Source organism: Streptomyces sp. NPDC041129, assembly GCF_055592265.1.
This window is the reverse complement of record NZ_JBVIYV010000001.1, coordinates 1,475,983-1,501,815: the sequence shown is the minus strand read 5'-3', so window position 1 is coordinate 1,501,815 and position 25,833 is coordinate 1,475,983. Positions and strand designations below refer to the sequence as shown.

At 74.2% G+C, this 25,833-nt stretch carries 18 protein-coding genes; 4 read left to right on the top strand and 14 right to left on the bottom strand.

Going from position 1 to position 25,833, the window contains the following annotated elements:
- Positions 1-91 precede the first annotated feature (91 nt).
- The 3 genes from ettA to ACZ6B1_RS06515 are packed head-to-tail and all read left to right on the top strand — an operon-like array spanning position 92 to position 2,865.
- Positions 92-1,756, top strand: a complete 1,665-nt coding sequence (ettA, locus tag ACZ6B1_RS06525; protein ID WP_468775520.1) for an energy-dependent translational throttle protein EttA — start codon at positions 92-94, stop codon at positions 1,754-1,756.
- Between the two features lie 6 nt (positions 1,757-1,762).
- Positions 1,763-2,191 carry an acyl-CoA thioesterase gene (locus ACZ6B1_RS06520; RefSeq protein WP_199210584.1) on the top strand — a complete coding sequence of 143 codons (429 nt, stop codon included), beginning with the start codon at positions 1,763-1,765 and terminating at the stop codon, positions 2,189-2,191.
- Positions 2,188-2,865 (top strand): DUF8185 domain-containing protein, encoded by a 678-nt coding sequence (locus ACZ6B1_RS06515; RefSeq protein ID WP_468775518.1) that lies wholly within the window; start codon positions 2,188-2,190, stop codon positions 2,863-2,865. Before ACZ6B1_RS06520 ends, ACZ6B1_RS06515 begins: the two co-directional genes overlap by 4 nt.
- A gap of 116 nt (positions 2,866-2,981) precedes the next feature.
- Here ACZ6B1_RS06515 and ACZ6B1_RS06510 read toward each other — a convergent pair whose 3' ends face one another.
- From ACZ6B1_RS06510 to ACZ6B1_RS06495, 4 genes are all read right to left on the bottom strand, one after another.
- Positions 2,982-3,953, bottom strand: a complete 972-nt coding sequence (locus ACZ6B1_RS06510; RefSeq protein ID WP_468775517.1) for an ABC transporter ATP-binding protein — start codon at positions 3,951-3,953, stop codon at positions 2,982-2,984.
- Between the two features lie 292 nt (positions 3,954-4,245).
- On the bottom strand, positions 4,246-6,966 hold the full coding sequence (locus ACZ6B1_RS06505) for an FtsX-like permease family protein (RefSeq protein ID WP_468775516.1): 2,721 nt from the start codon (positions 6,964-6,966) through the stop codon (positions 4,246-4,248).
- Positions 6,959-10,318, bottom strand: a complete 3,360-nt coding sequence (locus ACZ6B1_RS06500) for an FtsX-like permease family protein (protein WP_468775515.1) — start codon at positions 10,316-10,318, stop codon at positions 6,959-6,961. The genes ACZ6B1_RS06505 and ACZ6B1_RS06500 overlap by 8 nt, the downstream gene beginning before the upstream one ends.
- Before the next feature lie 155 nt (positions 10,319-10,473).
- On the bottom strand, positions 10,474-10,878 hold the full coding sequence (locus ACZ6B1_RS06495) for a globin (RefSeq protein ID WP_468775514.1): 405 nt from the start codon (positions 10,876-10,878) through the stop codon (positions 10,474-10,476).
- Positions 10,879-10,965: 87 nt separating this feature from the next.
- On the opposite strand from ACZ6B1_RS06495, the gene ACZ6B1_RS06490 reads away from it, so the two are divergent.
- On the top strand, positions 10,966-11,943 hold the full coding sequence (locus ACZ6B1_RS06490; protein ID WP_468775512.1) for a methyltransferase domain-containing protein: 978 nt from the start codon (positions 10,966-10,968) through the stop codon (positions 11,941-11,943).
- A 6-nt stretch (positions 11,944-11,949) separates the two neighbouring features.
- On the opposite strand, the gene ACZ6B1_RS06485 is transcribed toward ACZ6B1_RS06490, so the two are convergent.
- The 10 genes from ACZ6B1_RS06485 to ACZ6B1_RS06440 all read right to left on the bottom strand — a co-directional run bounded on the left by ACZ6B1_RS06485 (position 11,950) and on the right by ACZ6B1_RS06440 (position 25,831).
- Positions 11,950-13,320 (bottom strand): FHA domain-containing protein, encoded by a 1,371-nt coding sequence (locus tag ACZ6B1_RS06485; protein ID WP_468775511.1) that lies wholly within the window; start codon positions 13,318-13,320, stop codon positions 11,950-11,952.
- A gap of 78 nt (positions 13,321-13,398) precedes the next feature.
- Positions 13,399-14,745 carry a vWA domain-containing protein gene (locus ACZ6B1_RS06480; protein WP_468775510.1) on the bottom strand — a complete coding sequence of 449 codons (1,347 nt, stop codon included), beginning with the start codon at positions 14,743-14,745 and terminating at the stop codon, positions 13,399-13,401.
- A gap of 101 nt (positions 14,746-14,846) precedes the next feature.
- Complete coding sequence (locus ACZ6B1_RS06475) at positions 14,847-16,193, bottom strand: PP2C family serine/threonine-protein phosphatase (protein WP_468775508.1); 1,347 nt, start codon at positions 16,191-16,193, stop codon at positions 14,847-14,849.
- A gap of 3 nt (positions 16,194-16,196) precedes the next feature.
- Positions 16,197-18,686, bottom strand: coding sequence for a serine/threonine-protein kinase (locus ACZ6B1_RS06470; protein WP_468775506.1), 2,490 nt, complete (start codon positions 18,684-18,686; stop codon positions 16,197-16,199).
- Positions 18,683-19,990: a coiled-coil domain-containing protein gene (locus tag ACZ6B1_RS06465; protein ID WP_468775504.1), complete on the bottom strand. Its 1,308-nt coding sequence runs from the start codon at positions 19,988-19,990 to the stop codon at positions 18,683-18,685. The genes ACZ6B1_RS06470 and ACZ6B1_RS06465 overlap by 4 nt, the downstream gene beginning before the upstream one ends.
- Before the next feature lie 45 nt (positions 19,991-20,035).
- Entirely contained in the window at positions 20,036-21,073 is a 1,038-nt protein-coding gene (locus tag ACZ6B1_RS06460) for a glutamate ABC transporter substrate-binding protein (RefSeq protein ID WP_468775502.1), read from the bottom strand.
- 14 nt (positions 21,074-21,087) lie between these two features.
- Positions 21,088-22,470 (bottom strand): hypothetical protein, encoded by a 1,383-nt coding sequence (locus tag ACZ6B1_RS06455; RefSeq protein WP_468776047.1) that lies wholly within the window; start codon positions 22,468-22,470, stop codon positions 21,088-21,090.
- A 221-nt stretch (positions 22,471-22,691) separates the two neighbouring features.
- A complete protein-coding gene (locus tag ACZ6B1_RS06450; protein WP_468775500.1) occupies positions 22,692-23,672 on the bottom strand; it encodes an N-acetylglucosamine kinase in 981 nt (326 codons plus the stop codon).
- Complete coding sequence (locus ACZ6B1_RS06445; protein WP_468775498.1) at positions 23,663-24,931, bottom strand: 6-phospho-beta-glucosidase; 1,269 nt, start codon at positions 24,929-24,931, stop codon at positions 23,663-23,665. The genes ACZ6B1_RS06450 and ACZ6B1_RS06445 overlap by 10 nt, the downstream gene beginning before the upstream one ends.
- A gap of 6 nt (positions 24,932-24,937) precedes the next feature.
- Positions 24,938-25,831 carry a carbohydrate ABC transporter permease gene (locus tag ACZ6B1_RS06440; RefSeq protein WP_468775496.1) on the bottom strand — a complete coding sequence of 298 codons (894 nt, stop codon included), beginning with the start codon at positions 25,829-25,831 and terminating at the stop codon, positions 24,938-24,940.
- Between the last annotated feature and the right edge of the window lie 2 nt (positions 25,832-25,833).

The window sequence follows — 25,833 nt, the reverse complement described above, 5'->3', positions numbered from 1 at the left end:
GGAGCAGACGCGTTTCCGCCTAGGGGTGGCGGTACGGCAAGATGGGGTGTATCTGCCCACTGCCAGATTTCAAGCTGCCGGACGGTTTCTCTTGGCTGAGTTCATTTACACCATGCGCAAGGCGCGCAAAGCGCACGGCGACAAGGTGATCCTCGACGACGTCACCCTGAGCTTCCTGCCGGGAGCGAAGATCGGTGTCGTCGGCCCGAACGGTGCCGGTAAGTCGACCGTGCTGAAGATCATGGCCGGTCTCGAGCAGCCGTCCAACGGTGACGCGTTCCTGACGCCGGGCTACAGCGTGGGCATCCTGCTGCAGGAGCCGCCGCTGAACGAGGAGAAGACGGTCCTGGAGAACGTCCAGGACGGTGTCTCCGAGATCAAGGGCAAGCTCGACCGGTTCAACGAGATCGCCGAGCTGATGGCGACCGACTACTCCGACGCGCTGCTCGACGAGATGGGCAAGCTGCAGGAGGAGCTGGACCACGCCAACGCCTGGGACCTCGACGCCCAGCTGGAGCAGGCCATGGACGCGCTGGGCTGCCCGCCCGGCGACTGGCCCGTCACCAACCTCTCCGGTGGTGAGAAGCGCCGCGTCGCGCTCTGCAAGCTGCTGCTTGAGCAGCCCGACCTGCTGCTCCTCGACGAGCCCACCAACCACCTCGACGCCGAGTCCGTGAACTGGCTGGAGCAGCACCTGGCCAAGTACCCGGGCACCGTCGTGGCCGTCACCCACGACCGGTACTTCCTGGACAACGTCGCCGGCTGGATCTGCGAGGTCGACCGCGGCCGCCTGCACGGCTACGAGGGCAACTACTCCAAGTACTTGGAGACCAAGGCCACCCGTCTGAAGGTCGAGGGCCAGAAGGACGCCAAGCGGCAGAAGCGGCTCAAGGAAGAGCTGGAGTGGGTGCGGTCGAACGCCAAGGGGCGTCAGGCCAAGTCCAAGGCCCGTCTCGCGCGGTACGAGGAGATGGCCGCCGAGGCCGACAAGATGCGGAAGCTGGACTTCGAGGAGATCCAGATCCCGCCGGGCCCGCGTCTGGGCAACGTCGTGGTCGAGGTCGACAAGCTCAACAAGGCCTTCGGTGAGAAGGTCCTCGTCGACGGCCTCAGCTTCACGCTGCCGCGCAACGGCATCGTGGGCGTCATCGGCCCGAACGGCGCCGGCAAGACCACGCTGTTCAAGATGATCCAGGGCCTGGAGACCCCGGACTCCGGCGACATCAAGGTCGGCGAGACCGTCAAGATCTCCTACGTCGACCAGAGCCGCGCGAACCTCGACCCCAAGAAGACGCTGTGGGAGGTCGTGTCCGACGGGCTCGACTACATCAACGTGGGACAGGTCGAGATGCCGTCCCGCGCCTATGTGTCCGCCTTCGGGTTCAAGGGCCCGGACCAGCAGAAGCCGGCCGGCGTCCTCTCCGGTGGTGAGCGCAACCGCCTCAACCTGGCCCTGACCCTGAAGCAGGGCGGCAACCTGCTGCTCCTCGACGAGCCCACCAACGACCTGGACGTCGAGACCCTCAGCAGCCTGGAGAACGCGCTGCTGGAGTTCCCCGGCTGCGCCGTCGTCGTCTCCCACGACCGGTGGTTCCTGGACCGCGTCGCCACGCACATCCTCGCCTACGAGGGCGAGTCGAAGTGGTTCTGGTTCGAGGGCAACTTCGAGTCGTACGAGAAGAACAAGATCGAGCGGCTGGGCGCGGACGCCGCGCGTCCGCACCGTGCCACCTACAAGAAGCTGACCCGGGGCTGATCGGTCTTGCGCCACATCTACCGCTGCCCGCTGCGCTGGGCGGACATGGACGCGTACGGCCACGTCAACAACGTGGTGTTCCTCCGCTATCTGGAGGAGGCCCGTATCGACTTCCTGTTCCGCCCGGACAAGGAGTTCAAGCAGGGGTCCGTGGTGGCGCGCCACGAGATCGACTACAAGCGGCAGCTCGTCCACCGGCACCACCCGGTGGACATCGAGCTGTGGGTCACCGAGATCCGGGCCGCGTCCTTCACCATCACCTACGAGGTGAAGGACGGGGATCTCGTCTACGTACGGGCCTCCACCGTCATCGTGCCGTTCGACTTCGAGGCACAGCGGCCGCGCCGGATCACCCAGGAGGAGCGGGAGTTCCTCCAGGAGTACACGGACGCCGCCGAGGACGCGGAGACCCCGGGGGAGGCCGTCGCCGCATGACGGTCCTGCACCTCGCCGACGAGAGGGAGGTGGCCGACCTCGCCGCCTTCCTCTCCCGGCTGCTCCACTACGACCGTGGAGCAGCGGTGCGCCTGCAGGCGGCCGGTACGGCGCTCGCCGTGTTCGGCCGGCCGCCGTCCTTCGAGGTGCTGACGATCCGCGCCGTGCGGCTCGCCAAGCCGTACGAGAACGGGCTCGACGTCACGCTCGACGTCACCGTCTCAGCCGGTGAGTTCCTGGAGTCCGTCGACGAACGGGCGGCCACGGCCACCGTACCGGCCGCGGTCACCGGACCGCCGTGGGCCGGTGTGCTGCCGCCGCGCGGCGGCTGGCGGCCCGAGCCCGGGCTGCCCGTGCCGGAGGCGCTGCGCACGACGGTCGCCGCGGCCGTCGCCGAGTTCCGGTCCCGTACGGAGGAGTTGACGCCGGAGCGGCGTACCCGTGCGGAACTGGACCGGATAGGGCGGGATATCTGGTCCCGGGGGGTCGGGAACACCCCGCTTCCGGTGCGGGCCGTGCACGCGGCCCAGTCTCTCGGCTTCCTCAGGCCGGGGGCCGGTGCGGCCGACACCGGGCTGTTCTCCTCGGGGGCGTGGCTGAGGCTGCGGACCCCCTACGGGTCCGTCGCGGTGCGGCGGGCGGGGCTCGGCGCGCTGGGTGTCAGCGTGCGCTGAGCGGGTGCGGCGCAGGCCCTGGCGGCCTGCCGGCACGCCCGGCGCCCGGGGGCCGGTGTGGGTTTCGGGCGGCTTCGGTTACGTCCTGTTCCGGTCGCCGTCCCTTCCCTGAGCGGTCACCTCTCGCCGCTGTCGTCCGGCCATACCCCGATGTGGTCCGGTTCCAGTTCCAGGGCCACGCGGTCGCGCATGTTCAGGGCCCGGGTGTACTCGGCGGGCAGTTGGAGACGGCCCGCGCGGTCCAGCATGGCGTACTCGCGGGCGACCACCGTCTCGTGGCCTGTCGTGGCGTCCACCTCGCTGCGGCGCAGCACCTCGGTGGAGGTGCGGCCGTCCCGGATGGCCACCGTGCGGCGGACCTCGCCGGCCACCGCCTGGTCGTGGGTGACGATGACGATGGTGGTGCCGAGGGTCTCGTTCGCCGCGCGGAAGGCGTCGAAGATCTGCGCGCCGGTGTGGGAGTCGAGTTCGCCGGTGGGTTCGTCGGCGAGCAGGACCGCGGGGCCGTTCGCGAGGGCCACGGCGATCGCGGCGCGCTGCTGCTGGCCGCCGGACATCTCGTGCGGGTGGCGGTCGCGGCAGTCGGCCACCTGGAGTAGGTCCAGCAGTTCCAGGGCGCGTTCGGCGCGGGCGCGGCGGCGCATGCGGGTGCCGGAGAGCTGGAGCGGGAGGGCGACGTTCTGGGCCGCGGTGAGGTGGGGGAGGAGGTTGCGGGAGGTCTGTTGCCAGACGAAGCCGACGACCTCGCGGCGGTAGGCGAGGCGGTCCTTCGCGGTCATGGTGAGCAGGTCGCGGCCGGCGACGTGGGCTCCGCCGGCGGTGGGGGTGTCCAGACCGGCGAGGATGTTCATGAGGGTGGACTTGCCGCTGCCCGAGGCGCCCACCAGGGCCATCAACTCGCCCTCGCGGACCAGGAGGTCGAGGCCCTGGAGGGCCTGTACCTCGATGCCGTCCGCGGAGAAGATGCGGACCAGGCGGTCGCAGGTGATGAGGGCGTCGTGGCCGTAGGCGGGGTTGTTGCGGGACTCCGTGATGCGGGTGGTGAGGTCGGCGAGGGTGGTGTCTGTCGTCGTGGGGTCGGCTGTCATGGGGTCTCCTGCTCGGGTGCCCTGTGCTGCCGCTGGGCGGGTGTGTTTCGCGTGCCGGTGCTTGCGGGGTGCACGGTGTCGGTGCCGGCCGAGGGGGTCTCGCTTGCCCGCGCTCGCGGATCGCCTCCCCCGCTCTCGGCTGCGCTCGAGCGGGGGGACCCCCATCGCCCACCCGCGCCGCCACCAGCGGCACGCATGCCCGCGGCTACGGCGGCGCGCATGCCCGTACTTGGGGCGGTACGCCCGCCCGCGGCTACGTCGGCTCGGCCGTCCGTAGCGGCGCGGTGCGCGGTCATCGGGGGTCTCCTGCTCGTAGTTCCCGGACCGAGCTCCGGCGGGTCGTCCACCAGGCCTGGATGGTGGCGACTCCCGCTGCCAGGGTCACGACCGTGAGGGCCGGGAGGGTCAGGGACCAGGGGTCCGGGCGGAGCACGGCCCTGCCCACCGGGGTCTGGGACGAGGCGAGGGCGATGGTCGTCAGGTCGATGCCGGGGGAGAGGAGGTGGACGGCGGCCCAGCCGGTCAGGGTGCCGCCGGCCGCGGCGAGGAGGGCCTGGGGGAGCGACTCCAGGACGAGGAGGCGGCGGCCCTGGGCCCGGGTGAGCCCCATGGTGCGCAGGCGGGCGAGGAGCGCGGCGCGTTCCGGAGCCGCCCGCAGCAGCGCGAGGAGCAGGGCGAGGACGGCGAAGCCGGCGCCCGCCGCCACCGCCGCCGTGTAGACGTGCCCGGCGCCGGTCTGCAGGGGCGAGTCGGCGTACCGGGCGCGCTCCTCGGTGAGGAGCCGGGCCGTGGCCTGGGCGGGGGCCGTGCGGCGCAGCGCGGCGGCGTCCGGACGGGCGCCGGTCAGGAGCAGCGTCGTCGGCCGGGCGGCGGACGACGGGAGCCCGGCGCGGTCCACCACCAGGAAGTCGCCGGCGGGCGCCGCCGGGGTGCGGTCGCGGACGGCGATGATCCGGACGGTGACCGTGCTGCCGTCCGCGAGCCGCACCGGGAAGGGGCGCCGGGTGCCGTAGTTCCGTGCCACGGTCGGGGACGCGAGGGCCGGGAGCGAGTGCGAGTCCGGGCCCTTCAACTGCTTCGCCGTGATGGCCCCGAGGCCCGTCCGGGCCGCCAGCCCGGCGTACGCGGGCGGGTCCACGCCCACCAGCGGCACGGTGTCCACGCCGTCCGTCGGCGTCGCCTCGTAGGTGATGGCCGCCGCGGTCACCCCGCGCACCCCGGGCAGGGTGCGTACCCGGGCGGCCAGGCCGGCCGGCAGCGCGGTGGCCGAGTCCAGGCGGGCGTCGGCCCCGACGGTGAGCAGGGCCGCGTGGTCCCGGGCCTCGGCCACGCCGGCCAGGACCGAGCCGCCGAAGGCCGCCGTGGTCAAGGCGGTCAGCAGGGCCAGCAGGGGCAGTACCGCCGAGGCACGGGTGCGGCCGGCGCGGGCCAGGGACAGCGGGGCCACCGCGCCCCGCAACCGGCCGGCCGGCCGGGCCAGTCGGCGCAGCAGCAGCGGGTAGAGGCGGAGCAGCAGCAGGGCCGCGATGACGCCGGTCAGTACCGGCGCCAGGGAGACCAGTTGGCCTGCCGAGGTGCCCCTGCCGCGCAGGGCGGCCACCGCCCCGGCCGCCAGCGCCAGCAGGGTCAGCTCGGCGACCGTGCGGCGCCGGGAGGGGCGTACCGAGGCCATGTCCTCCCGGGGGCCCGTCAGCCGCACCGAGCGGTGGGCGAGCACGGCGTGCAGCGGGAGGGCCGCGCAGGCGGCCAGGGTGACGGCGAGTGCGGCGGCGACGGCGTGACCGTCGCTGGCGCCGGGGAGCAGGACGAGGGCGGCCGCGAGGCCCAGCGCCCCCGCGGGTACGGCGACCACGGCGGTCTCGGCCAGCAGCCGGCCGGTGAGGCCGGGCAGGGAGACGCCTCGGGCGCGCAGCAGGGCGAGTTCGGCGCGGCGCCGGTCGGCGGCCAGGCCGCCCGCCATGAGCAGGACGACAGCGGCGACCGTCGCCGTGCCGGCGGCGGCCACCCCGACCAGCGGGGAGATGCCGGAGCGCAGCCGCCCGAAGGCGATGGCCACGTCGTCCAGACCGGTACTCACGGCCAGGTCCGGATCGGTGAGGGAGCGGGCCCGCCGCAGGCCCGGGCCGGACTCCAGCGACGCGACGCCGGACCGCAGCCGGTCCAGCCCATGGGCCTGCCCGCCGTCGGTGTCCGGAGCGAAGTGCCAGTAGCGGAAGGGGTTCCTGCCGCTGCCCAGCACGGCGAGGGTGGCCTCCGGCGGGAGCAGGAGGGCGCCGTGCCAGTAGGTCTGCGGCGGGCCGGGCTCGGGCAGCCGTTCCAGTGCGGGCGTGCGCAGCAGCGGCACCGTCGACCAGTAGGCGCCGGCCGGGTCGCGCGGGGCGAGGATTCCGGTGATCCGGACGGAGAGGGGGCCGCCGAACCTGGGCACGTGGATGACCGAACCCGGCTTGATGTGCAGGGCCTTGGCGGTGGCGGCGGAGACGGCGGCCTCGGCCTCGTCCCCGTCCGGTCGGCCCGGGACCCGTGGCAGCCGGCCCGCGCTGAGGCGGGCGTGTCCGGCCAGGCCGCTCTGCGCGACCAGCGTGACCTTGGCGGGCAGGCCGGTCGGGCGGGGGAGCCACGGTTCGAGCACGGAGGTGCCGTCCTCGGTGGAGGTGCCGTACGCCGACTGGGCGCGGTCGACGGGCACCGAACCGTCCACCACGGGCAGCAGTCTCCCGAACTGCCGTCTGAGGACCTCGGGGCTGAACGAGACGTCCAGGTCCTCACCGGAGACGCCGCCCTCCGGTATCGGCGCGGTCGCCCTCAACGTGGTGCGCTCGGGGCCCGCCTGGTCGAGGGAGTGCCGCAGGCCCGCGTCCTCGTACCGGTCCACCGCGCGCGGCAGCGCGCCCGCCAGGCAGGCGGTCAGCGCGACCAGCAGCGCGAGCGCCAGCGCGGCACCAGGAGCGGCCCGCAGCCGGGTCCGTACCCAGGGCGCGACCACGGCCGGTACGGAACGCACGTCACTCACCCCCCTGTTCGCGCAGTGTCCGGGCCGGATCGGCCCGGCGCAGGGCCGTCACCACGGCCACCGCCAGCGGCGCCGCGGCGACGCCCGCCAGCAGCAACGCCACCTGTCCGGGCGGCAGTAGCACCAGCAGCCCGGGTACGGGCCGGGTGGCTTCGCCGGTCAGCACGATCAACGGCAGTACTCCACGGGCCAGTACGGTGCCCAGGACGGCGCCCACCACGAGGGCCAGGCCCACCAGTACGGCGAGTTCGGCGGCGACCGTCCGGGCCAGCCGGCGGCGCGGGGCGCCGAGGGCGCGCAGCACCGCGAAGTCCGCCTCGCGTGCCCGCAGCGAACCGGCGGCGCCCACCGCGAAGCCGACCGCGGCGAGCGCCGCCGCCACCACGGCGGCCGCGGTGAACGCGGCCGTGGGCCCGGCGCCGAAGGGGTCGTCGCGCAGCTCGGCGGCGATCTCGTCGCGGACCACCACCTGTTCCGGGTCGACGTCCGGCAGCGCCCGTACCGCGGTGGCCACCCGGGCCGCGTCGCCGGGCGCGGTCCGCAGCCACCACTCGTCCGGGGTGGCGCTCTCCCCGTACCGCGCCTGCAGCGCCCGGTTCGCGGCGCGCAGGTCGACCAGTACCGCGCCGCCGTCGTGGTCCGCGGAGGCGGCCGGGGTTCCGGTGGAGGGCAGCGCCCGTACCGACCGCACGATCCGCACCGGCAGGCTCTGGCCGCCGACGGTGACGTCCAGGCGCTGGCCGGTGCGGGCGCCCGCGGAGGTGAGGAACCGTTCTGTGGCGACGGCCCGCACCTCGGGCGGCGCGGGCCGCGCCACCTGGAGCCGCACGGACACCGTGGCGACCGTCCAGATGTCGGCGTTCGGCAGGTAGCCGGTGCCGTAGGAGAAGGCCAGGGGACGGGCGGAGACGATCCGGGGCCGGGTGGGGCTGGTGCGCCGGGACGGGTCGGCCGCGCCGCCGGTCTCCACGGCCGTGGTCCAGGACGCGGGCAGGCCGATCCGGTGCCGGGTTCCGTCGGTGCCCTCGGCGGTCAGGTCCCGGACCGTGAGCCGGTGCTGCTCGGCGCGCTCGGCGGGCTGGGGCATGTCGAGCCGGAGCCCGGTGAGCAGCGCCGGACCGGCGGCGGAGCCGAGGTCGAGGACGAGGGTGTGCGGGCGGCCGTCGGCGGGCAGCAGCCCGGCCGGCATCGAGTACGGCACCCCGGCCGCGTCCTCCAGCCGGACCGTGACCTCGGCGGTCGTCCCGGGCCCCGTGGTGCTGCGCAGGCTCGCCGTCAGCCGCAGCCGGGCGGTGTGGGCCGGCACCCGCGCCCCCACCGGGGAGTCCTTCGGCGTCAGACCGGCCAGCAGCGACTTCACGGGTTCGTCCGCGAGGTCCGGGCGCATCAGCAGCGCGTTCGCCGCGTGCGCGGTGTCCAGGGCCAGCACGGTCGCCGTACGCTCACCGGACAGGCCCTGCTCGCCGCGTACGACGGGCACCGCCCCGCGGACGTGCGGCAGGGCCGCGTAGGCCTCCGTACGGCCGAGTCCGCCCTGCCCGGCGTCCAGCACCCGCACCGGCGCCCCGGCGCGGAAGTCGGCCTGGTCGTCCTGCGAGCGGTTCCACGAGGCACCCTGACCGATGGCCAGCATGCCGAGCGCGACGGCGAGCACCAGCAGCAGCACCGGCCCCGCCGCGCGCGCGGTGCGGCGGCTGAACTGCCAGCCTGCCAGCGCCGCCGGCAGCCCCCGGCCGGCCGCCGCCCACCGTTCCGCGAGCCGCGCCACCGGCGGCAGCAGCCGCAGCGTCAGCACGGTTCCGGCGAGCAGCGCCAGTGCGGGCGCGGCGACCAGCAGCGGATCCACTCCGAGCGATCCCGACCGGTCGGCGGCGACGCCCCCGGAGCCCTGCTGCCCCAACTGCCAGTAGGCGACCCCGGCCACGGCGAGCAGGCCCAGGTCGGCGCCCGCGCGGAGCGGGGCGGGGGCGAGACCGCCGCCCGCGCGGCGGGGCCGGGCACCGTGCGGCGCCGAACGGCGCAGGCGGAAGCGGGGGACGCGTGGGCCGCGCGTCCGGCCGGACTCCGCGCCCCGCCGCCCGCGCCGGCCGGTGGGTTCCGGGTCGGCGCCCGTCAGCGCCGGGAGTGTCACCGTCAGCGCGCAGCCCAGGGCCACCGCCACCGCCACCAGCCACACCCCGGGGCTCCCGGCGGGCGGGAGGTCGAGGCGCAGGTCGAGACGGGCCAGCGGGCCGTGGGCGGTGAGCAGGGTGGTGAGCGGTCCGGCGAGGAACGGCGCGCAGAGGGCCGCGGGGAGGGCGAGCAGCAGGGACTCGGCCCCGGCGAGGGCCGCGATCCGGGGGCGGGACGCGCCGCGCGCCCTGAGCAGCCGGGTCTCGGCGGCCCGTTCGGAGCCCAGCAGCCGGGCCACCAGCAGCAGCGCGTACCCGCCGAGCAGCACCAGTTGGAGTGCGACGATCAGCAGGGTGGAGCGGGCGACGAGCAGCGAACGGTCGATGCCGTCCAGCACGTCCGGCAGCGAGGTCGTCACCGCCGTCGCACCGCGCAGGGCGGCGGCCTTGCGCAGCTCCCCGCTTCCCGCCCGTGCGGCCTCGCGCAGTTCCCCCGTGCGCCCGGTCGTCATCGCGTCGAAGTCGGCCGACGCCAGCCAGGCCGTCCCACCGGTGCTCACCCGCCCGCCGGCGAGGACCGAGGGATCGGCGAGCAGCGGACCGTACGTGGTGAAGCCGGACTTCTTCACACCGCGGCCGAGCAGGTCGTCCAGCCGCCAGTACGGCGCGCTCGTGGCGGTGGGCCGGTACAGCCCGGTGACGCGCACCCGGACCTTCCGGTCGCCGAGCCGGTCGGCCAGGGTGAGGCGGTCGCCGGGCTGGAGCCCGAGCGGCCGGGCGGCGGCCTGCGGGACGGCCACCTCGATCTCGCCGGTCGTCCGGCCCGGGAGCCGCCCGGCGGCGGACCGGACCTGGGCGTGGTCCAGGGCCGCGAAGTAGGTCAGGTCCGGGTCGCCCGAGCGCCGCGCGGGCGGCCGCAGGGACAGGGGGAGCGCGTACGGGCCGGAGCGGCGCAGCGTCCGCACGGTCACCGGCAGCCCGTCGAAGGTCTTCCGGGCGCCCTCGCGCAAGGCGGTGTCGGCGGCGGCGTGCTGCCCGGCGGGGACGTCGGCCTTGACGATCAGCGCCGTGGCGGCCGCGTTGCGCGGATCCTTCAGCACATGGCGCAGCGCCGCGTCCCCGATCGCCCCCGAGTACGCCGTGAGCGTGGCCAGCACGGCCGTGGTCAGCAGTACCGTGAGCAGTGCGGAGCCGAGCAGCAGGCGGTGTGCCCGCGCGCGTGAGACGACGAACCCCGTCACCCGACCCCCGTGTCGTCCGGACTTCCGCAAGCGCTCTGTCGATCTCGGGTGATGCTCGCAGAGGGGACCGGCCGTGGTAACCGGTTGCCGACCGGTCTATACCGGATCGTGACCGGAATCCGGCGCCGAACGACCGGAATCCGGGATTCAAACGGTCATTCGGGGGTGTTGATCATCGACTGTGCCGCGTACGTCAGGTAGTTCCACAACGTCCGCTCGTGCTCCTCGGCCAGGCCCAGCTCGTCGACGGCGACCCGCATGTGCTTCAGCCAGGCGTCGTGCGCGGCACGGTTAACGGTGAACGGCACGTGCCGCATGCGCAGCCGCGGGTGGCCGCGGCTGTCGCTGTAGGTGCTGGGACCGCCCCAGTACTGCATGAGGAACAGGGCCAGCCGGTCCTCGGCCGGGCCCAGGTCCTCCTCCGGGTACATCGGCCGCAGGAGCGGGTCCTCGGCGACGCCCTCGTAGAAACGGTGGACGAGCCGGCGGAAGGTCTCCTCCCCGCCGACCTGCTCGTAGAACGTCTGCTCCTGAAGCGTGCCGCGCCGAATCTCATTCACCCGTCCATGGTCTCAGACCGCGCGACCCACGACTCGAGGCCCAGGACCCTGCCCGCCCCGGGCTCCCCGCGCCCCTAGTGTGGGGGGATGGGCGCCTACGACACCGGGATCGAACGTCTGGCCACCGAGGCGCGGGCCGCGCTGGTGCGGGAGATCGACGCCGAGGGGGCGTGGGCCGAGGACCCGGTGTGGCGGGAGGTGTTCGCGACGGTGCCCCGGCACCTGTTCGTGCCCTACTACTACGTGGGGGTCAGGGGCGGCTACGAACGCCGCTGGGGCCAGAGCCCGGACCCCGAGGCCCGGGAGCGCTGGGTGCACGGCGCCTACGCCGACACCCCGCTGGCGACCCGGCTGCGCGACGGCGAACTGCTCTCCTCCAGCAGTCAGCCCTCCCTGATGGCGCTGATGCTGGCCGCGCTGCGCGTCGAGGACGGCGACCGCGTCCTGGAGGTGGGCGCCGGCACCGGCTACAACGCCGCCCTGCTCGCCCACCGGCTCGGCGACGACGGCCTCGTCACCACCGTCGACCTCGACCCGGAGATCACCGAGTCGGCCCGGCAGCACCTGGCCGCGGCCGGCCACCGCCCGGCCGTCGTCACGGGCGACGGCGCGCGGGGGGTGCCGGAGCGCGCGCCCTTCGACCGGATCATCGCCACCTGCGGGCTGCCCACGGTGCCGGGCGCCTGGCTCGCCCAGTGCCGGCCCGGAGGCCGGATCCTGACCCCGCTGGCCACCGGCCTGCTCGCGCTCACCGTCCGCGACCCCGGGCACGCCGAGGGCCGCTTCCTGCCCACGGCCGCCTACTTCGTGCCGCTGCGCGGCGCGGGCCGGGCGGATCCGGGGGCGGTGCCCCTGAGCGGGCTGCCGGGCCGGGCCCGCGAACAGGAGCCGTTCCACTTCCTGCTGGACCTGACCCGGGGCGCGCTGGAACCGCGAGAGGCCCACGCGCTGTGGGAACGCGAGGGCTGCCCGGACCGGGAGCGCTACGGCGTCACGGTCGGCGACGGACGCACCTGGGCCTGGCTGGACGACCCGGAGGGGCCGTACGTCTGGCCCCTCCCATGAGGTGCCTCAGCCCCTGCGGACGGTGATCGTCGTCCAGGCGCCCACGTGCACCCGGTCGCCGTCCTGCAGCGGCACCGGCACGAACGGCTGGATCGGCTCGTCGGAGCCGTTGACCGTGGTGCCGTTCGTCGAGTTCTGGTCGACGACCGCCCAGTTGCCGTCCGGCTGCTGCACCAGCACCGCGTGCTGGTGCGAGACGCCCGGGTCCTCCGGGGGCACCGACAGGTCGATGTCGGGGGTGTCGCCGGTGGAGTGCCGGCGCCGGCCGATGGTGACCTGGTTGCCGCTGAGCGTGCGCTGCTGCTCGGGCGAGTAGGCGGGCAGGTTCAGGCCCGCGGCCTCGGGGCCGGAGCGCTGCATCATCGCCATGAAGTAGTCGCGGTCCGGGCCGATGGTCGCGGTCCAGGTGGCCGGTCCCTGCGGGGCCTGCGGGAAGCCGTGACCGGGCGGGGCCTGGGTGGCGCCGGGCTGCGGGTAGCCGTAGCCGCCACCGGGGCCGCCGGGACCACCGGCGGACGGCGGGGAGATCACCCAGTCGTCCTCACCGCCGCCGAAGGGGCCGCCACCGGCCGGGGGCCGGCCGGTCTCCTGCGGGAAGGCGGGTGCGCCGGGCTGCTGGAAGGCCTGCGCGGGACCGCCGGCCGGGCCGCCGGGACCCGCGGGCGGGGTCGGGCCGGGCGGCGGCGGAACCGGACGCGAGGGGTCGCCACCGAATCCGGACGGGCCGGGACCGCCGTGGCCGCCGGGACCACCGGGACCGCCCGGCTCACGGCCGAAGGGCGGCGGGCCGCCCGGGCCACCGGGACCGCCACCGAAACCGGAAGGACCGCCGGGGCCACCGGGACCGCCCGGACCCTGCTGTCCCGGTACGCCCCCGAACGGCGGCTGACCGGCGGGCGGCCGGCCGCCGCCGTAGCCCGACGGACCGCGCTCGCCGGCGAACGGCGTCGGGCCCGACGGCTCGCTGCCGAAGGACGGGATCGGCTCGGCGGGCCGGTTCACCTGCGAGGGCCGCGAGCCCTGGTACTCGTACGAGTCACCGCCGCCGTACGTCGCGCTCGGCGGCTCGAAGCGGGGCTGCGGCGGGCGCGGGGCGGCCGGGGTGTAGGAAGTGGCCGTGTTGGTCAGGAAGTTCCACCGGCACTCCTCGCAGAACGGCGCGCCACCCTCGCGGGGCGTACGGCACTGCGGGCACAGCTCCGGCTCGTGGCCGCCGGACGGGCGGCCGCCGGGCTGCGCGCCCTGTGGCGGGAAGCCGTAGCCACCGCCGGGCGGGGGCGGCGGAGGGGGCGGGGGTACGGCACCGGCCATGCGGTGACCGCAGACCTCGCACCAGTCGTCGGAACCCGACTGGTGTCCGTTCGGGCAGGTCGGCATGTCGGCGCTTCCCCTTCTCCTGAGGGTCCTCCGGTACGTCCGGATCTCTTCCTGGTCGTCCCCGCGGTCTCCCGCGGGTCACTTCTTTACACGAACAGTCTTCGTGGACCGGGTCTCGAGGGTCATCTCGTCGGCCTCCGCGACCTTCGCCTTCAACCGCACAGTACCTGTCGCGGCGTCGACCACGTCCACCACCTTCGAAAGGAGTTTCGCAGTATCGGCGTTGCCCGAGGCGCTCGCGAGCTGAACGGCGCGCCCCAGTTTGGCCGTCGCCCGCTCGAAATCGCCCGCTTTGCGAAGGTCGAGGCCCTGCTGGATGGCCTGCGCCAGCTCGGCCTGCCCGGTGTAGTGGGCGACCTGGGGGCTGATCGAGGTGGAGGCCGCCATGTCGTCGGTCCACACCGCCCTGACCAGCCCCTGGCCGCCGAGGTTCCGGACCTGCCCGTCCGGCTGCGGCACGACCAGGGAGATCCGCGCGGCCAGCATCTCCTGGCCGAGACCGGCCGCCGGGACCTCCACGCACAGGTGGTAGTCGCGGGACTCGTCGCCCCAGGACCCGGTGGGATAGTCCCCGGCCCGCGGTCCCGCCTCGGTACGGCGTTCCGTCAACTCCTCTACAGCGGGAGCAACTTGCTTGACGAACCGGAGGTTCGCGCCGACCGGGGTCCACACCCGCAGCGCCACGTCGGCGACCTCCTTGCCCATCGCCGTCTCCATCATCCGCGTGAAGTCGGCGGCCAGCCCCGCCGGGTCGGCGACGATGTCGGCGGTGCCGAGCAGCGCGGAGGCGATGCCTGTGACTTCTTTCACTTCCCAGTCGGTGCCCACGCCACGCGCGTCACAGGTGAACCGCCCGGCACACTCGTCCAGCGCCGCCCGCAGGTCCTCCGGCGACTCGTGCTCGTTGCGGCCGTCGGTCAGCAGGATGCCGTGCCGGATGGCGACGTCCGCCGAGGACAGCAGCCGGTCGGCAAGCCGCAGCCAGGTGCCGATGGCCGTGCCGCCGCCCGCGCCGAGCCGGCGCAGCGCCTGCTTGGCCTGCTCGCGCGTGGTGGCGTCGGCGACCGCGAGCCGCCCGCCGCCCGGGTAGACCTCCTTCGCCACGTGCGTGCCGCCGACCACCGCGAAGTGCACCCCGTCGCGCAGGGTGTCGATCGCGGCGGCCGTGGCGTCCCGCGCGTTGCGCATCTTGGTCGGCGGATAGTCCATGGAGCCCGAGCAGTCGACCATGACGGCGACCGCCGCCGAGGGCCCCTGGCCGGGCGCGTACAGGTGCGGGGCCGTGACGGCGCCGCCCACCGTGCCGCCGCCGGTGGCGGTCACGGTGACGATGGCGTTGACCTCACGACCGCCCTCGGGCAGGTACTCGTTCTGGTAGACGTCGACCGAGAACTGCGGCACGTTCGGCTTGGCGAAATTGGCCATGGCTTTCAGATCCCCCTGTGACGCCCCGCTGGCGCGAGGCAATGCCGGTGGACGGACCGGTCCCCTCCGGTCCGCCGGGACTTCCCCGTGGTGGTGCGGCCTCAGGCCGATCCTGCCCCCTGCGGCGGCGCGGGGAACGGCACGACGGCCACTGTTACGTTGTCGTGGCCCCCGCCGTCCAGGGCGTGGCCGACCAGAACCTGGGCGCTGTGCAGCGGACGGGTCGCCGCGTCCGCGGGTACGACCTCGGCCATCTCCTCGGCCGTCTCGGCGTAGTTCCACAGGCCGTCGGTGCACACCAGCACGACTCCGGGCCGGTCCGGCTTGAAGGCGGCGGTGTGCGGCTCCAGTTCGTAGGCGTCCGCGCCGAGCCAGCCGGTGATCGCGTGGGCGCGCTCGTCGGCGTACGCCTGCGCCTCGCTCATCAGGCCGGCCGCGACCATCTGCGCGGCCCAGGAGTCGTCCTCGGTGAGCCGGGCCGGGGGCGCCGAGCGGTCGTCCGGCACCCAGTAGACGCGGCTGTCGCCGACCCAGCCGACCACCAGCAGCCCGCCCGTGACGATCGCGCCGACGATGGTGCAGGCCGGGGAGTTCTGGTGCGGGTCGTGCTCGCGCGCCGCCTCGGGCTCCTCGGCAAGGGAGTTGACGGCCTGTGCGGCGGCGACGATCGCCTCGTGCATCGCCGCCTGCGGGTGGGTGCCGCGCGGCAGGGCGGCCAGCAGGGTGTCGACGGCCGCCTGCGAGGCGGCCATCGACGCCTCGTCCGGCCGGGTCGCGGAGGACACGCCGTCGCACACGATGGCCAGCGCCGCGGGAGAGCCGTCGGGCAGCGCGGTGTGGGCGACACCGAAGGCGTCCTCGTTGCGGTGGTGGCGCAGGCCGCGGTCGCTGACCGCGGCGACCGGACCCGACTCCCGCTCCATGCGGTCGCGTTCCCGGGGCTGGGCGTGCCCGCAGTTCTCGCAGTAGCCGTCCTCGTCCACCCGGCCGGCCCGGCAGGCCACGCAGACCTGCGCGGGATCGGCCGGGTCGGGAGCGGCGTCCGGACCGGCCGGTGCCGAGGGCGCGGCGGGACCGGCCGAGGCACGTGGGTCGGGAGCCTGCAGCGGGTACTCGTCGGGCTCCGGACGCCGGTCGAAGCGGACGCCGGGCGCGGCCGGCTCCTCGTGGTGCAGCGCGTTGCCGCCCGAGTCGGTGCCGGGCACGTCGGTCGCCTCGTGCACCGCCGGCTGGGTGCTGCCGGAGCCGCCGGGCTCGGGGGCGGGCCAGGCCACGCCGTCCCCCGGCCCGGGGGAACCGGTCATGGTGAGGGTCGGGTGATCCTGCGGCGCGGCGGGCACGACGGACAGGTCGTACCCGCACGCGCCGCAGAAGAGGTCACCCGACTCGAGCGGCTCGGCACAGCTCGGGCACTTCGCCAGTGCGGCCTGCTGGGGCATCTGCGACATCAACTACACCCACGTCCGGGGGCGGTAACGGTTGGCCCGTTCCACCAGCTCGATCCTCTCCTCGCCGCCGGGCGCCAGCCTGGCCAGCGTGCGGTACGCGCGTTCCAGGCCGAAGCGCAGGCCCCGTTCGTCCAGACCGCTGCCGAGCACCTTCCGTCCGCCGGCGGCCGGCGGGGCGGTGTCCCGGCCTGTGGAGAGTACCCAGTCCAGCGCGCTGCCGAGCACTTCGGCGGACAACTGCTCGCGGCGCGCCGGGTCCAGACCGTACGCGTCCAGCGCCTCGACCTGCCCGGCGGCGGCCGTCAGGTCGTCGAGGAACGGTACGTCGCCGGCGCTCGGCGTACGCCCGCGCAGCCGGGCCCGGACCGCGGCGACCCGGGCGGCCGTGTAGTGGATGGACGACTCGGGCACCGACTCCAGGGTGCCGACGGAACTGCGCCGGTCACCGGCCGCGAGCCGCACCCGGGCCAGCCCGAAGGCGGCGCTGACGAAGCTCGGGTCGGTCGACCACACCAGGCGGTAGTACTCGGCCGCGTTGTCCAGCTGGCCCAGCACCTCGGCGCACAGGCCGAGCGCCAGCTTGGGAGCGGCCTCGCCGGGGAAGGCGTCGTAGATCGCGTCGAAGCCCAGCGCGGCGTTCTCGAAGTCCCCGGTGACCAGCGCCGCCACCCCCCGGTACCAGACCACCCGCCAGTCGTCGGACCGTTCACCCTCCAGTTCGCTCAGGGCCGTGAGCGCGGCCCGGTGGTCGCCGCTCTCCAGCCGGGCCCTGATCAGCCGCAGCCGCGACTCCACGCTCGGTGCCGGAGCCGCGTCCAGGGCGCTGATCAGCTCGGCCGGCGCGGACGCCATGAGCCCGGCCAGGAACCCGGCGTTGGGGTCGTTCGGGTCGACCAGCGGCACGGGCAGCGCCAGGGCGGCGGCGGGCGTGTCCACGGGCCGGACGACGGCCGGCCCGGGCAGCGCGGGGGCCGGCACGGCACCGCGCGCCGGGCGCGCCCCGAGCAGCGACACGTCTCCGTGCGCCCTGGGGAACAGCTCCGTGTCGACGACCTTCACCTCGGGTCCGAACAGCGTGGACAGGGCGGGTCTGGCCTGCCCGGTCTGCAGCGAGACGACCTCGCGGAGCACGCCGGTGAGCTGCTCGGACATCTCCTGCGCGGAGGCGAACCGGCGGGCCGGGTCGGGGTCGGTGGCGCGGACGAGGAGCCGGTAGAAGGACTCGTAGCGGTGGAAGACCTCGATTTTGTCCGGGTCGGGCAGGGAGTCCACGAAGACGTTCGTGTAGCCCTGGAAGTCGAAGGTGAGGACGGCGAGCGTACGGCCCACCGTGTACAGGTCGCTGGCCACCGACGGGCCTACGTCCGCGACCTCCGGCGCCTGGTAGCCGACCGTGCCGTAGATCGCCGACTCGTCGTCGTCCATGCGGCGCACGGCGCCCATGTCGATCAGCTTGAGCTGGTCCTCGGTCTGGATGGCGTTGTCGACCTTGAAGTCGCAGTACAGCAGGTTGCGGCTGTGCAGGTGGCCGAGCGCCTCCAGGGCCTCGATGCCGTACGCGCAGGCCTGCTCCACCGGCAGCGGGTCACGCTTGCCGTCGGGCGTGCGGCGGGCGTTGGCGATCTCCTTCAGCGACTTGCCGCCGACGTACTCCATGACGATGTAGCCGTCGAGGGAGCCGGTGCGCTGGTCGAGGTGCTCGACGAAGTTGTAGATCCGCACGATGTTGGCGTGCTCGATCTCCGCGAGGAACCGCCGCTCGGAGATGGCCGCCGCCATCGCGTCCTGGTCGCCGGTGTCCAGCAGGCCCTTGAGTACCACCCACCGGTCGGACACGGCCCGGTCCACGGCGAGGTAGACCCAGCCGAGGCCGCCGTGCGCGAGACAGCCCGCGACCTCGTACTGGCCGTGCACGATGTCCCCGGCCTTCAGCTTCGGCACGAACGAGTACGGGTGCCCGCACTTGGTGCAGAACCCCTCCGTGCGCCCCGGCCGTTCGCCGCGGGCGCGTCCGACCGGCGCCCCGCAGTCGGACCGCGAGCAGAACCGCTTGCGCTCGGGCACCTCCGGGTTCTCCAGCACCATCGCGCGCGGGTCGGGCCGCGGCACCTGCGGCACCGAGACCAGTCCGGCGCCGAGCCGTCCCCGGCCCGAGGTGCCGGAGGACGAGCCGGAGCTGCGCACCGACACCGAGCGGGCGCTGGAGCCGCCGGACAGGGAGCGTGACAGCCGCCCGGACACCGAGCGCCGTGACCTCGACGACTGCGAGGAGGTGCGTGAACTGCGGGAGCCGGCACGGGATCCGCCGCTCGCCGCCGAACCCTTCGTGACGCCCGTGGCCGGCGAGCCGACCATGCCTCCCCCGGCGGGGAGACCCCCGGGCGACACGACCGGGGCCAGGCCGCAGGTGTCGCAGTACAGCTCGCCGCCGCCCACGTCCTCGTAGGAGCCCTCGCAGCCGGGCCGCTGGCACGTCCGCTGTGCCTGACTCATGACGACTCACCTCTACGGTCCTCGGGTCCGCCCTGGCGGGGGACGCCCGGTGCGCCGAGCAGCTCGGCCGCCGCCTGCTGGTAGCGCAGCACGGCCTGTTCGGCGACCCGCAGGTCGCAGGGGGCGCTCCACAGCATGCGCCGGGCCGCGTCGTACCGCTCGACCAGCAGCGGGTCCTCGGCGAGGCCGTTGCGGGTGGTCTTCGCCCGGTACGCGTCCAGCCGGCCGCGCAGCTCGGCGCGGACCGCGAGGGGCGCGGTGACGGCCGTCAGCGACTCCCGCGCGCGCAGCAGTTCGTCGTCGGCCTTCTGCTCCAGGGACTCCAGCAGCGGGGAGAGCCGGTGCCACTGCGCGTGCCGCCGGTACTCGGCGGCCGCGGCCAATTGCTCCTGCAGCACGGTGGGCGGTCCGCTGACCACCGGGACCTCGGTCGCGGCGATCTTCGCCAGCACCTCACCGCGCGCGGTGCGCGCCTCGGCGAGGGTGCGGTCCGCGCGGGAGAGCACGTCCCGCAGCCGGATCAGCCGCGCCTCCGCGTCCTGCCGGACCGTCAGCACCGCGTCGATCTCACGCCGAACGTCCTCCAGGGCGCGCGCCTCGCGGTCGTACACCGTGGTGTCCGGGCGGCCGCCGCCGGGCGCCGAACTGCCCTCGGCCCGTACCCAGAAGGCGAGCGGGTCGGAGACCACTTCCGCGCGCAGGGCGGTCAGCGTGCGCGTGATGCGCTCCAGGTCGTCACCGGCCGGGTGCTCGCCCGGGCGGACGCCGACGGAGTGCGCGAGCCTGCGGGTGCGCTGGAGCTCCGCGGCGAGTAAATCGATCCGGGCGGGCAGCGCCGACCAGACCGCGTCGGCGGTGACGACCAGGTCGAGCGAGGACGCGTACAGCTCGTTCATCCGGTCGACCAGGGTGGTGAGCGAGAAGCTCTCGCTGAGCTTCGCGGTGGCCGTGGGACCGGTGCCGCCGGGCACGGTGACGGACGCGCCGCGCAGCAGTTCGGTCAGCTCCGCCAGGTCCTCGCGGCTGGACCAGCGGCGGCGGGAGCGGATCTCCCGGGCGGAGCGCAGCGCCGCCGTGTAGGCGTCGAAGTACGCCCACAGCAGGGTTATCGACGCCTCCGTGGCCTGCCAGCGCCGCTGGGTGACGCCGGTCAGCTCGGCGCCTTCGAGGAGTCTGCGGCCCGCGTGGTCCTGGAGGGCGAGCAGCGAGGTCTCGATCGCCTCGTGCTCCGCGCCGAGCCGCGCCAGCGCACGGTCCACCTCGTCCCGGTCCATCACCGGCCCGGCGGGGTCCGTGACGCCCATCGATCACCTCTCGCTGCTGTGTGGTTGGCCTGGGTCGGGTCGGGTTCAGCTCTTGCGCAGGTACTGCGGGGCGGGCGGCTCGGACGGTCCCGAGTCCTTCCCCAGTGTGGCCGAGAGCCACCTGTCGTACGACGCCTGCCAGCCGTCCGCGCGGTAGTCGACCAGGATGCGGTTGACCCGGCGTACCAGGTCGGTGGCGTCTTTCTTCATCGCCACGCCGTAGTACTCGGTGGTGAACGCGTCACCCTTCAGGGCGACCGTCGGATCCTGGGCGGCCTGGCTGGCGGCGAGGGCCCCGTCGGTGACCACCGCGTCGACCTCGCCGAGCTGCAGCCGCACCAGACAGTCGAGTTGGCTGGGGACGGTGGTGGAGATGTCGGTGGACGCGGGCAGGTCGCCCGCGTCCCGGTCGGCCTTCAGCTTGCCGTATGCGGTGGAACCGGACGCCGTGCAGATCCGCTTGTGCGCGAGCGTGCCGTCGTAGCCCTTGACGGAGGAGGACTTGGGGGCCAGCACCTGCTGCCCGGTCTTGAAGTAGGGCGCGGAGAACGCGACGTCGTCCAGGCGCTCGCAGGTGATGGTCATCGTGCGGACCACCATGTCGACCCTGCCGTCCTTGATCGCGGGTATGCGCTGGCTGGTCGGGATGGCCTTGAACTGCACCGCGTCCGGGTCACCGAGGATGTCCTCGGCGATCCGGTGGACGAGGTCGATGTCGAAGCCCTCGAGCTGGGCGGTCTCGGTGTTCGGGTTGCGGTAGCCCCAGTGGTAGCTGTTCTGGTCGACGCCGACGACCAGCTTGCGCTTGGCGCCCGTACGGGACTTGATGGCGTCGATGGTCGGGCCGCCGGCGCCGGACGGGGACAGCGTCTGCTTCTGCGCCTCGGAGTCCTCGCAGTCGCCGGCGCGCGCCTGGCTGCCGCTGGCGACGCCCGGGCCGGCGGTCCGCGCGCCGGCGTCGTCCTGACGCGGCTGCGTGCACGGCAGCAGCAGCGCGAAGGCCAGGGCCAGCACGCACAGCACCGCCATCGCGCCGACCCCGCCCCAGCCCCGCAGGGAGGCCCGTACACGGCTCGCGTACATCGTCACGCCCCCTGTCACCGGTACTCCGAAAGCCTGCGCCCGACGCCGGCCACCGCGCCCGCCGCGCCGAGCACGCCCAGCACGGCGGCGCCGACGGGCAGCCCGGCCATCGCGTCCCGCCCGTCACCGGCGGCCCGCTGGAACTCGGTCTGCTCGTGGCCGATGGCCAGGGCGAGATTGCGGTCCACGCTGTCGAAGCACGCGCCGGTGGCGTCCGCGCCGCCGATCACCTTGTCCAGCGCCTGCTGGTAGTTGCCGTTCTCGTCCTCGGTACGGGCCGAGGCGTGGCGCTGCTTCCACACCGCCATGTTGCCCTCGGCCGCCTTGACCGGCCCGGTGCCCGCGTCGTCGTCGGCGAGCCGGCGGGCGTCGGTGAGGCCCTTGGCGAGCACGCCCATGTCCCGGTCGAAGTCGTAGTAGTAGGCGTCGTACGTCTGCCCGTCCACCGTGATGGTCTCGGCGCCGCGCGCCACCAGGCTCAGGTTCTCGTTGCCGCGCGCCTTGAGGGAGGCGATGCGGGCGTCGTGCAGGACGTTCAGCGAGCGGACGCCGTTGTCGTAGGAGCCGTTCAGGCCCGACCTGGCGAGCGTGTGCCCCACCACCAGCCACAGCAGGGCCACCGCGGTGGCGGCGGAGGCGGCCACCAGGCCGTGGTTGAGGACGCGGTTGGTGCGCCGGTAGGTGCGGTGCTGGGCCCAGCCGAGCGCGGCCAGGGCGAGCACGCCGAGCGCGATCGCCGCCCACGGGTAGGGCGTCGCGTCCCCGTAGTCGGCGTTCAGCCGCTGGTTCTCCTTCTTGTAGAGGTCCTCCGCCGCCGGGAGCATCTCCTTCTGCATCTTCTCGTTCGCGTACCGCAGATAGGCGCCGCCGACCGGATAGCCCTGCCGGTTGTAGGTCCGGGCGCGCTCCACGAGCCCCTTGTACTCGGGCAGCAGCTTGTTCAGTTTGGCGACGGCCGCCTCCGACGGCGACCCCGGCTCGGAGTTGGCGGCGGCGGTGACGAGGCCCGCGGCGGCGGTGCGGATGTCCTTCTCGTACCGATCCCGTGACTGCGCCGTCTCCTGACCGCCCGCCAGGAAGCCGCTGGAGGCCGCCGTGTTGGCGTCGGCCAGCGAGCGGTAGATGTCGGCGGCGCCCGAGCTGAGCGGCTGGCTGCTGTGCAGCACGTCGTCGGCGGCGGCCGCGCGCTCGGCGGTCTGCCAGGCGGTGACCGCGCCGAACGCGACGACCAGCACGGCGAGGACGGCACCGATGACGCGCAGCCGCCCCGGCTCGGTGGTGGCGGCGGACCGCAGCCGGTCGACGCCCTCGGCGAAGGCGGTACGGCGGGGCGCCGGGGGCGGGACCGGCCGGGCGGGCGGCAACGGCGACCCGGGCTGCGGGGGGATCGCGGGCATGGCGGCGCCCGCCGACGGCGGTGCCGTGCTGCTCTTCGGCGGGTGTGTCACCTGACCTCCCCCATGGTCATCCGTTCGCCGCCAAGTATTGCGGCCCGGACCGACATCCGCACCGGCCTTCGCTGGATCTTGATCGGATCGCAGCGTCCCCTGCCCATGAATACGCCGTGGGCATCTGTTCGGTTCCCTCGGCCACCTGCCCCGGAGCGCCCCGGCCGGCGTCAGCGCCGGCCGGTGTCCCAGTGGACCCGGGCCCGTTCCAGGGCCGCCTCCTGCGCGCCGAGGTGGTCCAGGCCCAGGAGGGCCGCGCCCAGCACCGGGGCGGCCGTGACCACGCGGACGTCCGCCTTGGGGGCGCGGGACGCCAGCAGGTCGCGTACGCCGTCGTCGAGCCGGGCGTGACCGGCGCTCAGGACGCTGCCGCCCAGCAGCACCGGGGTCTGTTCGCCCAGGAGATCGAGCCGGGTCAGGGCCACCGTGGCCATCGTCGCGACCTCCTCGGCGAGGCGGTCCACGAGGGAGCGGGCAATCCGGTCCCCGTGCGCGGCGGTGCGGAACAGCACCGGCGTCAGCTCGTGCCGGCGGCCGTGCTCGACCTGCCCCAGGTGCAGGGCCTCGATCAGCGCGTACATGGACCGCAGGCCGAAGTGCGCGGGCAGGGCGCGGGCCAGCTCGGTCGCCTCGCCCCGGCCGTCCTCCGCGCGGGCCGCGTACCACAGGGCCTCCTCGGCCAGGCCCCAGCCGCCGCCCCAGTCGCCGGAGATCCGCCCGATGGCCGGGAAGCGGGCGGTGCGGCCGTCGGGGCGCATCCCGACGCAGTTGATGCCCGCACCGCACACCACGGCCACGCCCCGCGGCTCGGGCACACCCGCCCGCAGGATCGCGAAGGTGTCGTTGCGGACCTCCACCGAGGCGCCCCACGCGCGCCCGTGCAGCGCGGCCGCCAACTGCTGCTCCTCCACCGGAAGATCGGCATTGGCGAGGCAGGCTGAGACGTGCGAGGCGGAGGTCACGCCCGCGTCCGCGAACGCCCGCGCGACCGGTTCGGCGAGGGCGTCCACGGCTGCCCCGACACCCACCGCCGGCGGGCGGAAACCGCCGCCGCGGGCCGTGGCCAGCACCTCGCCCCCGGCGGTGACCACGGCCACGTCGGTCTTGCTGTTGCCCGCGTCGATGGCGAGGACGGTCGGGATCAGGCCCACGCGAGGTGCTCCCGGTTGTGCGCGACCAGCCGGTCGGTGAGGGCCTCGGCGTACTCGTACTGGCCGACGAGCGGATGGGCCAGCAGGGCGCGGAAGACCCGGTCCCGGCCGCCCCGCAGCGCCGCCTCCAGCGCCAGTTCCTCGTACGCCGTCACGTTCGCCACCAGGCCCGCGTACAGCGGGTCGAGGTCCGGCACGGCCAGGGGCGCGGCACCGGACGGGCCCACCGCCGCCTGCACCTCGATCACCGCCTCGTCCGGGAGGAACGGCAGCGTGCCCCGGTTGAGGGTGTTGACCACCTGGTACGGGCTTCCCGTGCCCCCGCCCAGCAGGGCCGCCGCGAGGTCCACGGCCGCCTCCGAGTAGAAGGCACCGCCCCGCCTGGCGAGCAGCGCCGGCTTCTCGTCCAGTGCCGGGTCGCCGTACATCGCCAGCAGCTCGCGCTCCATGGCGGCGACTTCCGCCGCCCGGGAGGGCTTGGTGCGCAGGTCCCGCACGACCTCGTCGTGGGCGTAGTAGTAACGCAGGTAGTAGGAGGGGATGACACCCAGGCGGTCCAGCAGGGGGCGGGGCAGGCGCAGGTCACCGGCGATGGCGTCGCCGTGCCGGGCGAGCAGTTCGGGCAGGACGTCCGCGCCCTCGGGGCCGCCGAGCCGCACCCCCGTCTCCCACGTCAGGTGGTTCAGGCCCACGTGGTCCAGGTGCACGTCCTTCGGGTCGGTGCCCAGCAGGGCCGCGAACTTGCGCTGCAGACCGATCGCCACGTTGCACAGGCCGACCGCCCGGTGCCCGGCCTCCAGCAGGGCGCGGGTGACGATGCCGACCGGATTGGTGAAGTCGATGATCCAGGCACGCGGGTTGGCGCGGCGCACGCGCTCGGCGATGTCCAGCACGACCGGGACCGTGCGCAGCGCCTTGGCGAGGCCGCCCGCGCCGGTCGTCTCCTGGCCGATGCAGCCGCACTCCAGCGGCCAGGTCTCGTCCTGCTGCCGGGCGGCCTGGCCGCCGACACGGAGCTGGAGCAGTACGGCGTCGGCGCCGTCCACGCCCACGTCCAGGTCGGACGTGGTGACGATGCGGCCGCCGTGGCCCTGCTTGGCGAAGATCCGGCGGGCCAGGCCGCCCACCAGCTCCAGGCGTTCGGCGTCCGGGTCCACGAGGACGAGTTCCTTGACGGGCAGGGCGTCCCTGAGCCGGGCGAAGCCGTCGACGAGTTCGGGGGTGTAGGTCGAGCCGCCGCCGACCACGGTGAGTTTCATATGCGGTTAACCCTTGACTCCGGTGAGGGTGACGCCCTCGACGAACGCTTTCTGGGCGAAGAAGAACACGAGGATCACAGGGGCCATGACCAGCACGGTGGCGGCCATGGTGAGGTTCCAGTCGGTGTGATGCGCGCCCTTGAAGGACTCCAGGCCGTAACTCAGCGTCCAGGCGCCGGGGTTCTCCGAGGCGTAGATCTGCGGGCCGAAGTAGTCGTTCCAGGCGTAGAAGAACTGGAAGAGGGCCACCGCGGCGATGCCGGGTCGCGCCATGGGCAGCACCACCCGCACCAGGGTCCTGAGGTCGCCGCAGCCGTCCACCTTCGCGGCGTCCACGTACTCGTTCGGGATCGTCATCAGGAACTGGCGCAGCAGGAAGATGGAGAACGCGTCCCCGAACGCCATCGGGACGATCAGCGGCCACAGGGTGCCCGAGAGGTCGAGCTGCTTCGCCCAGAACAGGTACATCGGGATGACGACCACCTGCGGGGGCAGCATCATCATCGAGATCACCAGCATGAGGGACAGATTCCGGCCCCGGAAGCGGAACTTGGCCAGCGCGTACGCCACGGGTATGGAGGACGCCACGGTGAGCACGGTGCCGAGCCCGGCGTAGATCAGGGTGTTCTTCCACCAGGTCAGAAAGCCGGGCGTGTCGAAGACCTTCTTGTAGTTGCCCCACTCCCAGGTGTGCGGGATCAGGTCCCGGCTGAGCGCCTGGGTGTCGCTCATCAGCGAGGTCAGGAACACGAACACGAAGGGGAGTGTGAAGAACAGCGCGGCGGCGATCCCCAGGGAGTGGATCGCGATCCACTCGAGCAGCGCCCTGCGGCGGGCGGTCCGCTCCGCCCCGGACACCTGCGGCGCCGGCTTCACGGGCCGGTCCAGTACTCGGGTCATGG

Bases quoted from the DNA above. Each gene is read 5' to 3' on its own strand.
- ACZ6B1_RS06515 (WP_468775518.1), top strand. From the start codon at position 2,188: ATGACGGTCCTGCACCTCGCCGACGAGAGGGAGGTGGCCGACCTCGCC.
- ACZ6B1_RS06510 (WP_468775517.1), bottom strand. From the start codon at position 3,953: ATGACAGCCGACCCCACGACGACAGACACCACCCTCGCCGACCTCACC.
- ACZ6B1_RS06490 (WP_468775512.1), top strand. From the start codon at position 10,966: ATGGGCGCCTACGACACCGGGATCGAACGTCTGGCCACCGAGGCGCGG.
- ACZ6B1_RS06485 (WP_468775511.1), bottom strand. From the start codon at position 13,320: ATGCCGACCTGCCCGAACGGACACCAGTCGGGTTCCGACGACTGGTGC.
- ACZ6B1_RS06480 (WP_468775510.1), bottom strand. From the start codon at position 14,745: ATGGCCAATTTCGCCAAGCCGAACGTGCCGCAGTTCTCGGTCGACGTC.
- ACZ6B1_RS06475 (WP_468775508.1), bottom strand. From the start codon at position 16,193: ATGTCGCAGATGCCCCAGCAGGCCGCACTGGCGAAGTGCCCGAGCTGT.
- ACZ6B1_RS06470 (WP_468775506.1), bottom strand. From the start codon at position 18,686: ATGAGTCAGGCACAGCGGACGTGCCAGCGGCCCGGCTGCGAGGGCTCC.
- ACZ6B1_RS06465 (WP_468775504.1), bottom strand. From the start codon at position 19,990: ATGGGCGTCACGGACCCCGCCGGGCCGGTGATGGACCGGGACGAGGTG.
- ACZ6B1_RS06460 (WP_468775502.1), bottom strand. From the start codon at position 21,073: ATGTACGCGAGCCGTGTACGGGCCTCCCTGCGGGGCTGGGGCGGGGTC.
- ACZ6B1_RS06455 (WP_468776047.1), bottom strand. From the start codon at position 22,470: ATGCCCGCGATCCCCCCGCAGCCCGGGTCGCCGTTGCCGCCCGCCCGG.
- ACZ6B1_RS06445 (WP_468775498.1), bottom strand. From the start codon at position 24,931: ATGAAACTCACCGTGGTCGGCGGCGGCTCGACCTACACCCCCGAACTC.
- ACZ6B1_RS06440 (WP_468775496.1), bottom strand. From the start codon at position 25,831: ATGACCCGAGTACTGGACCGGCCCGTGAAGCCGGCGCCGCAGGTGTCC.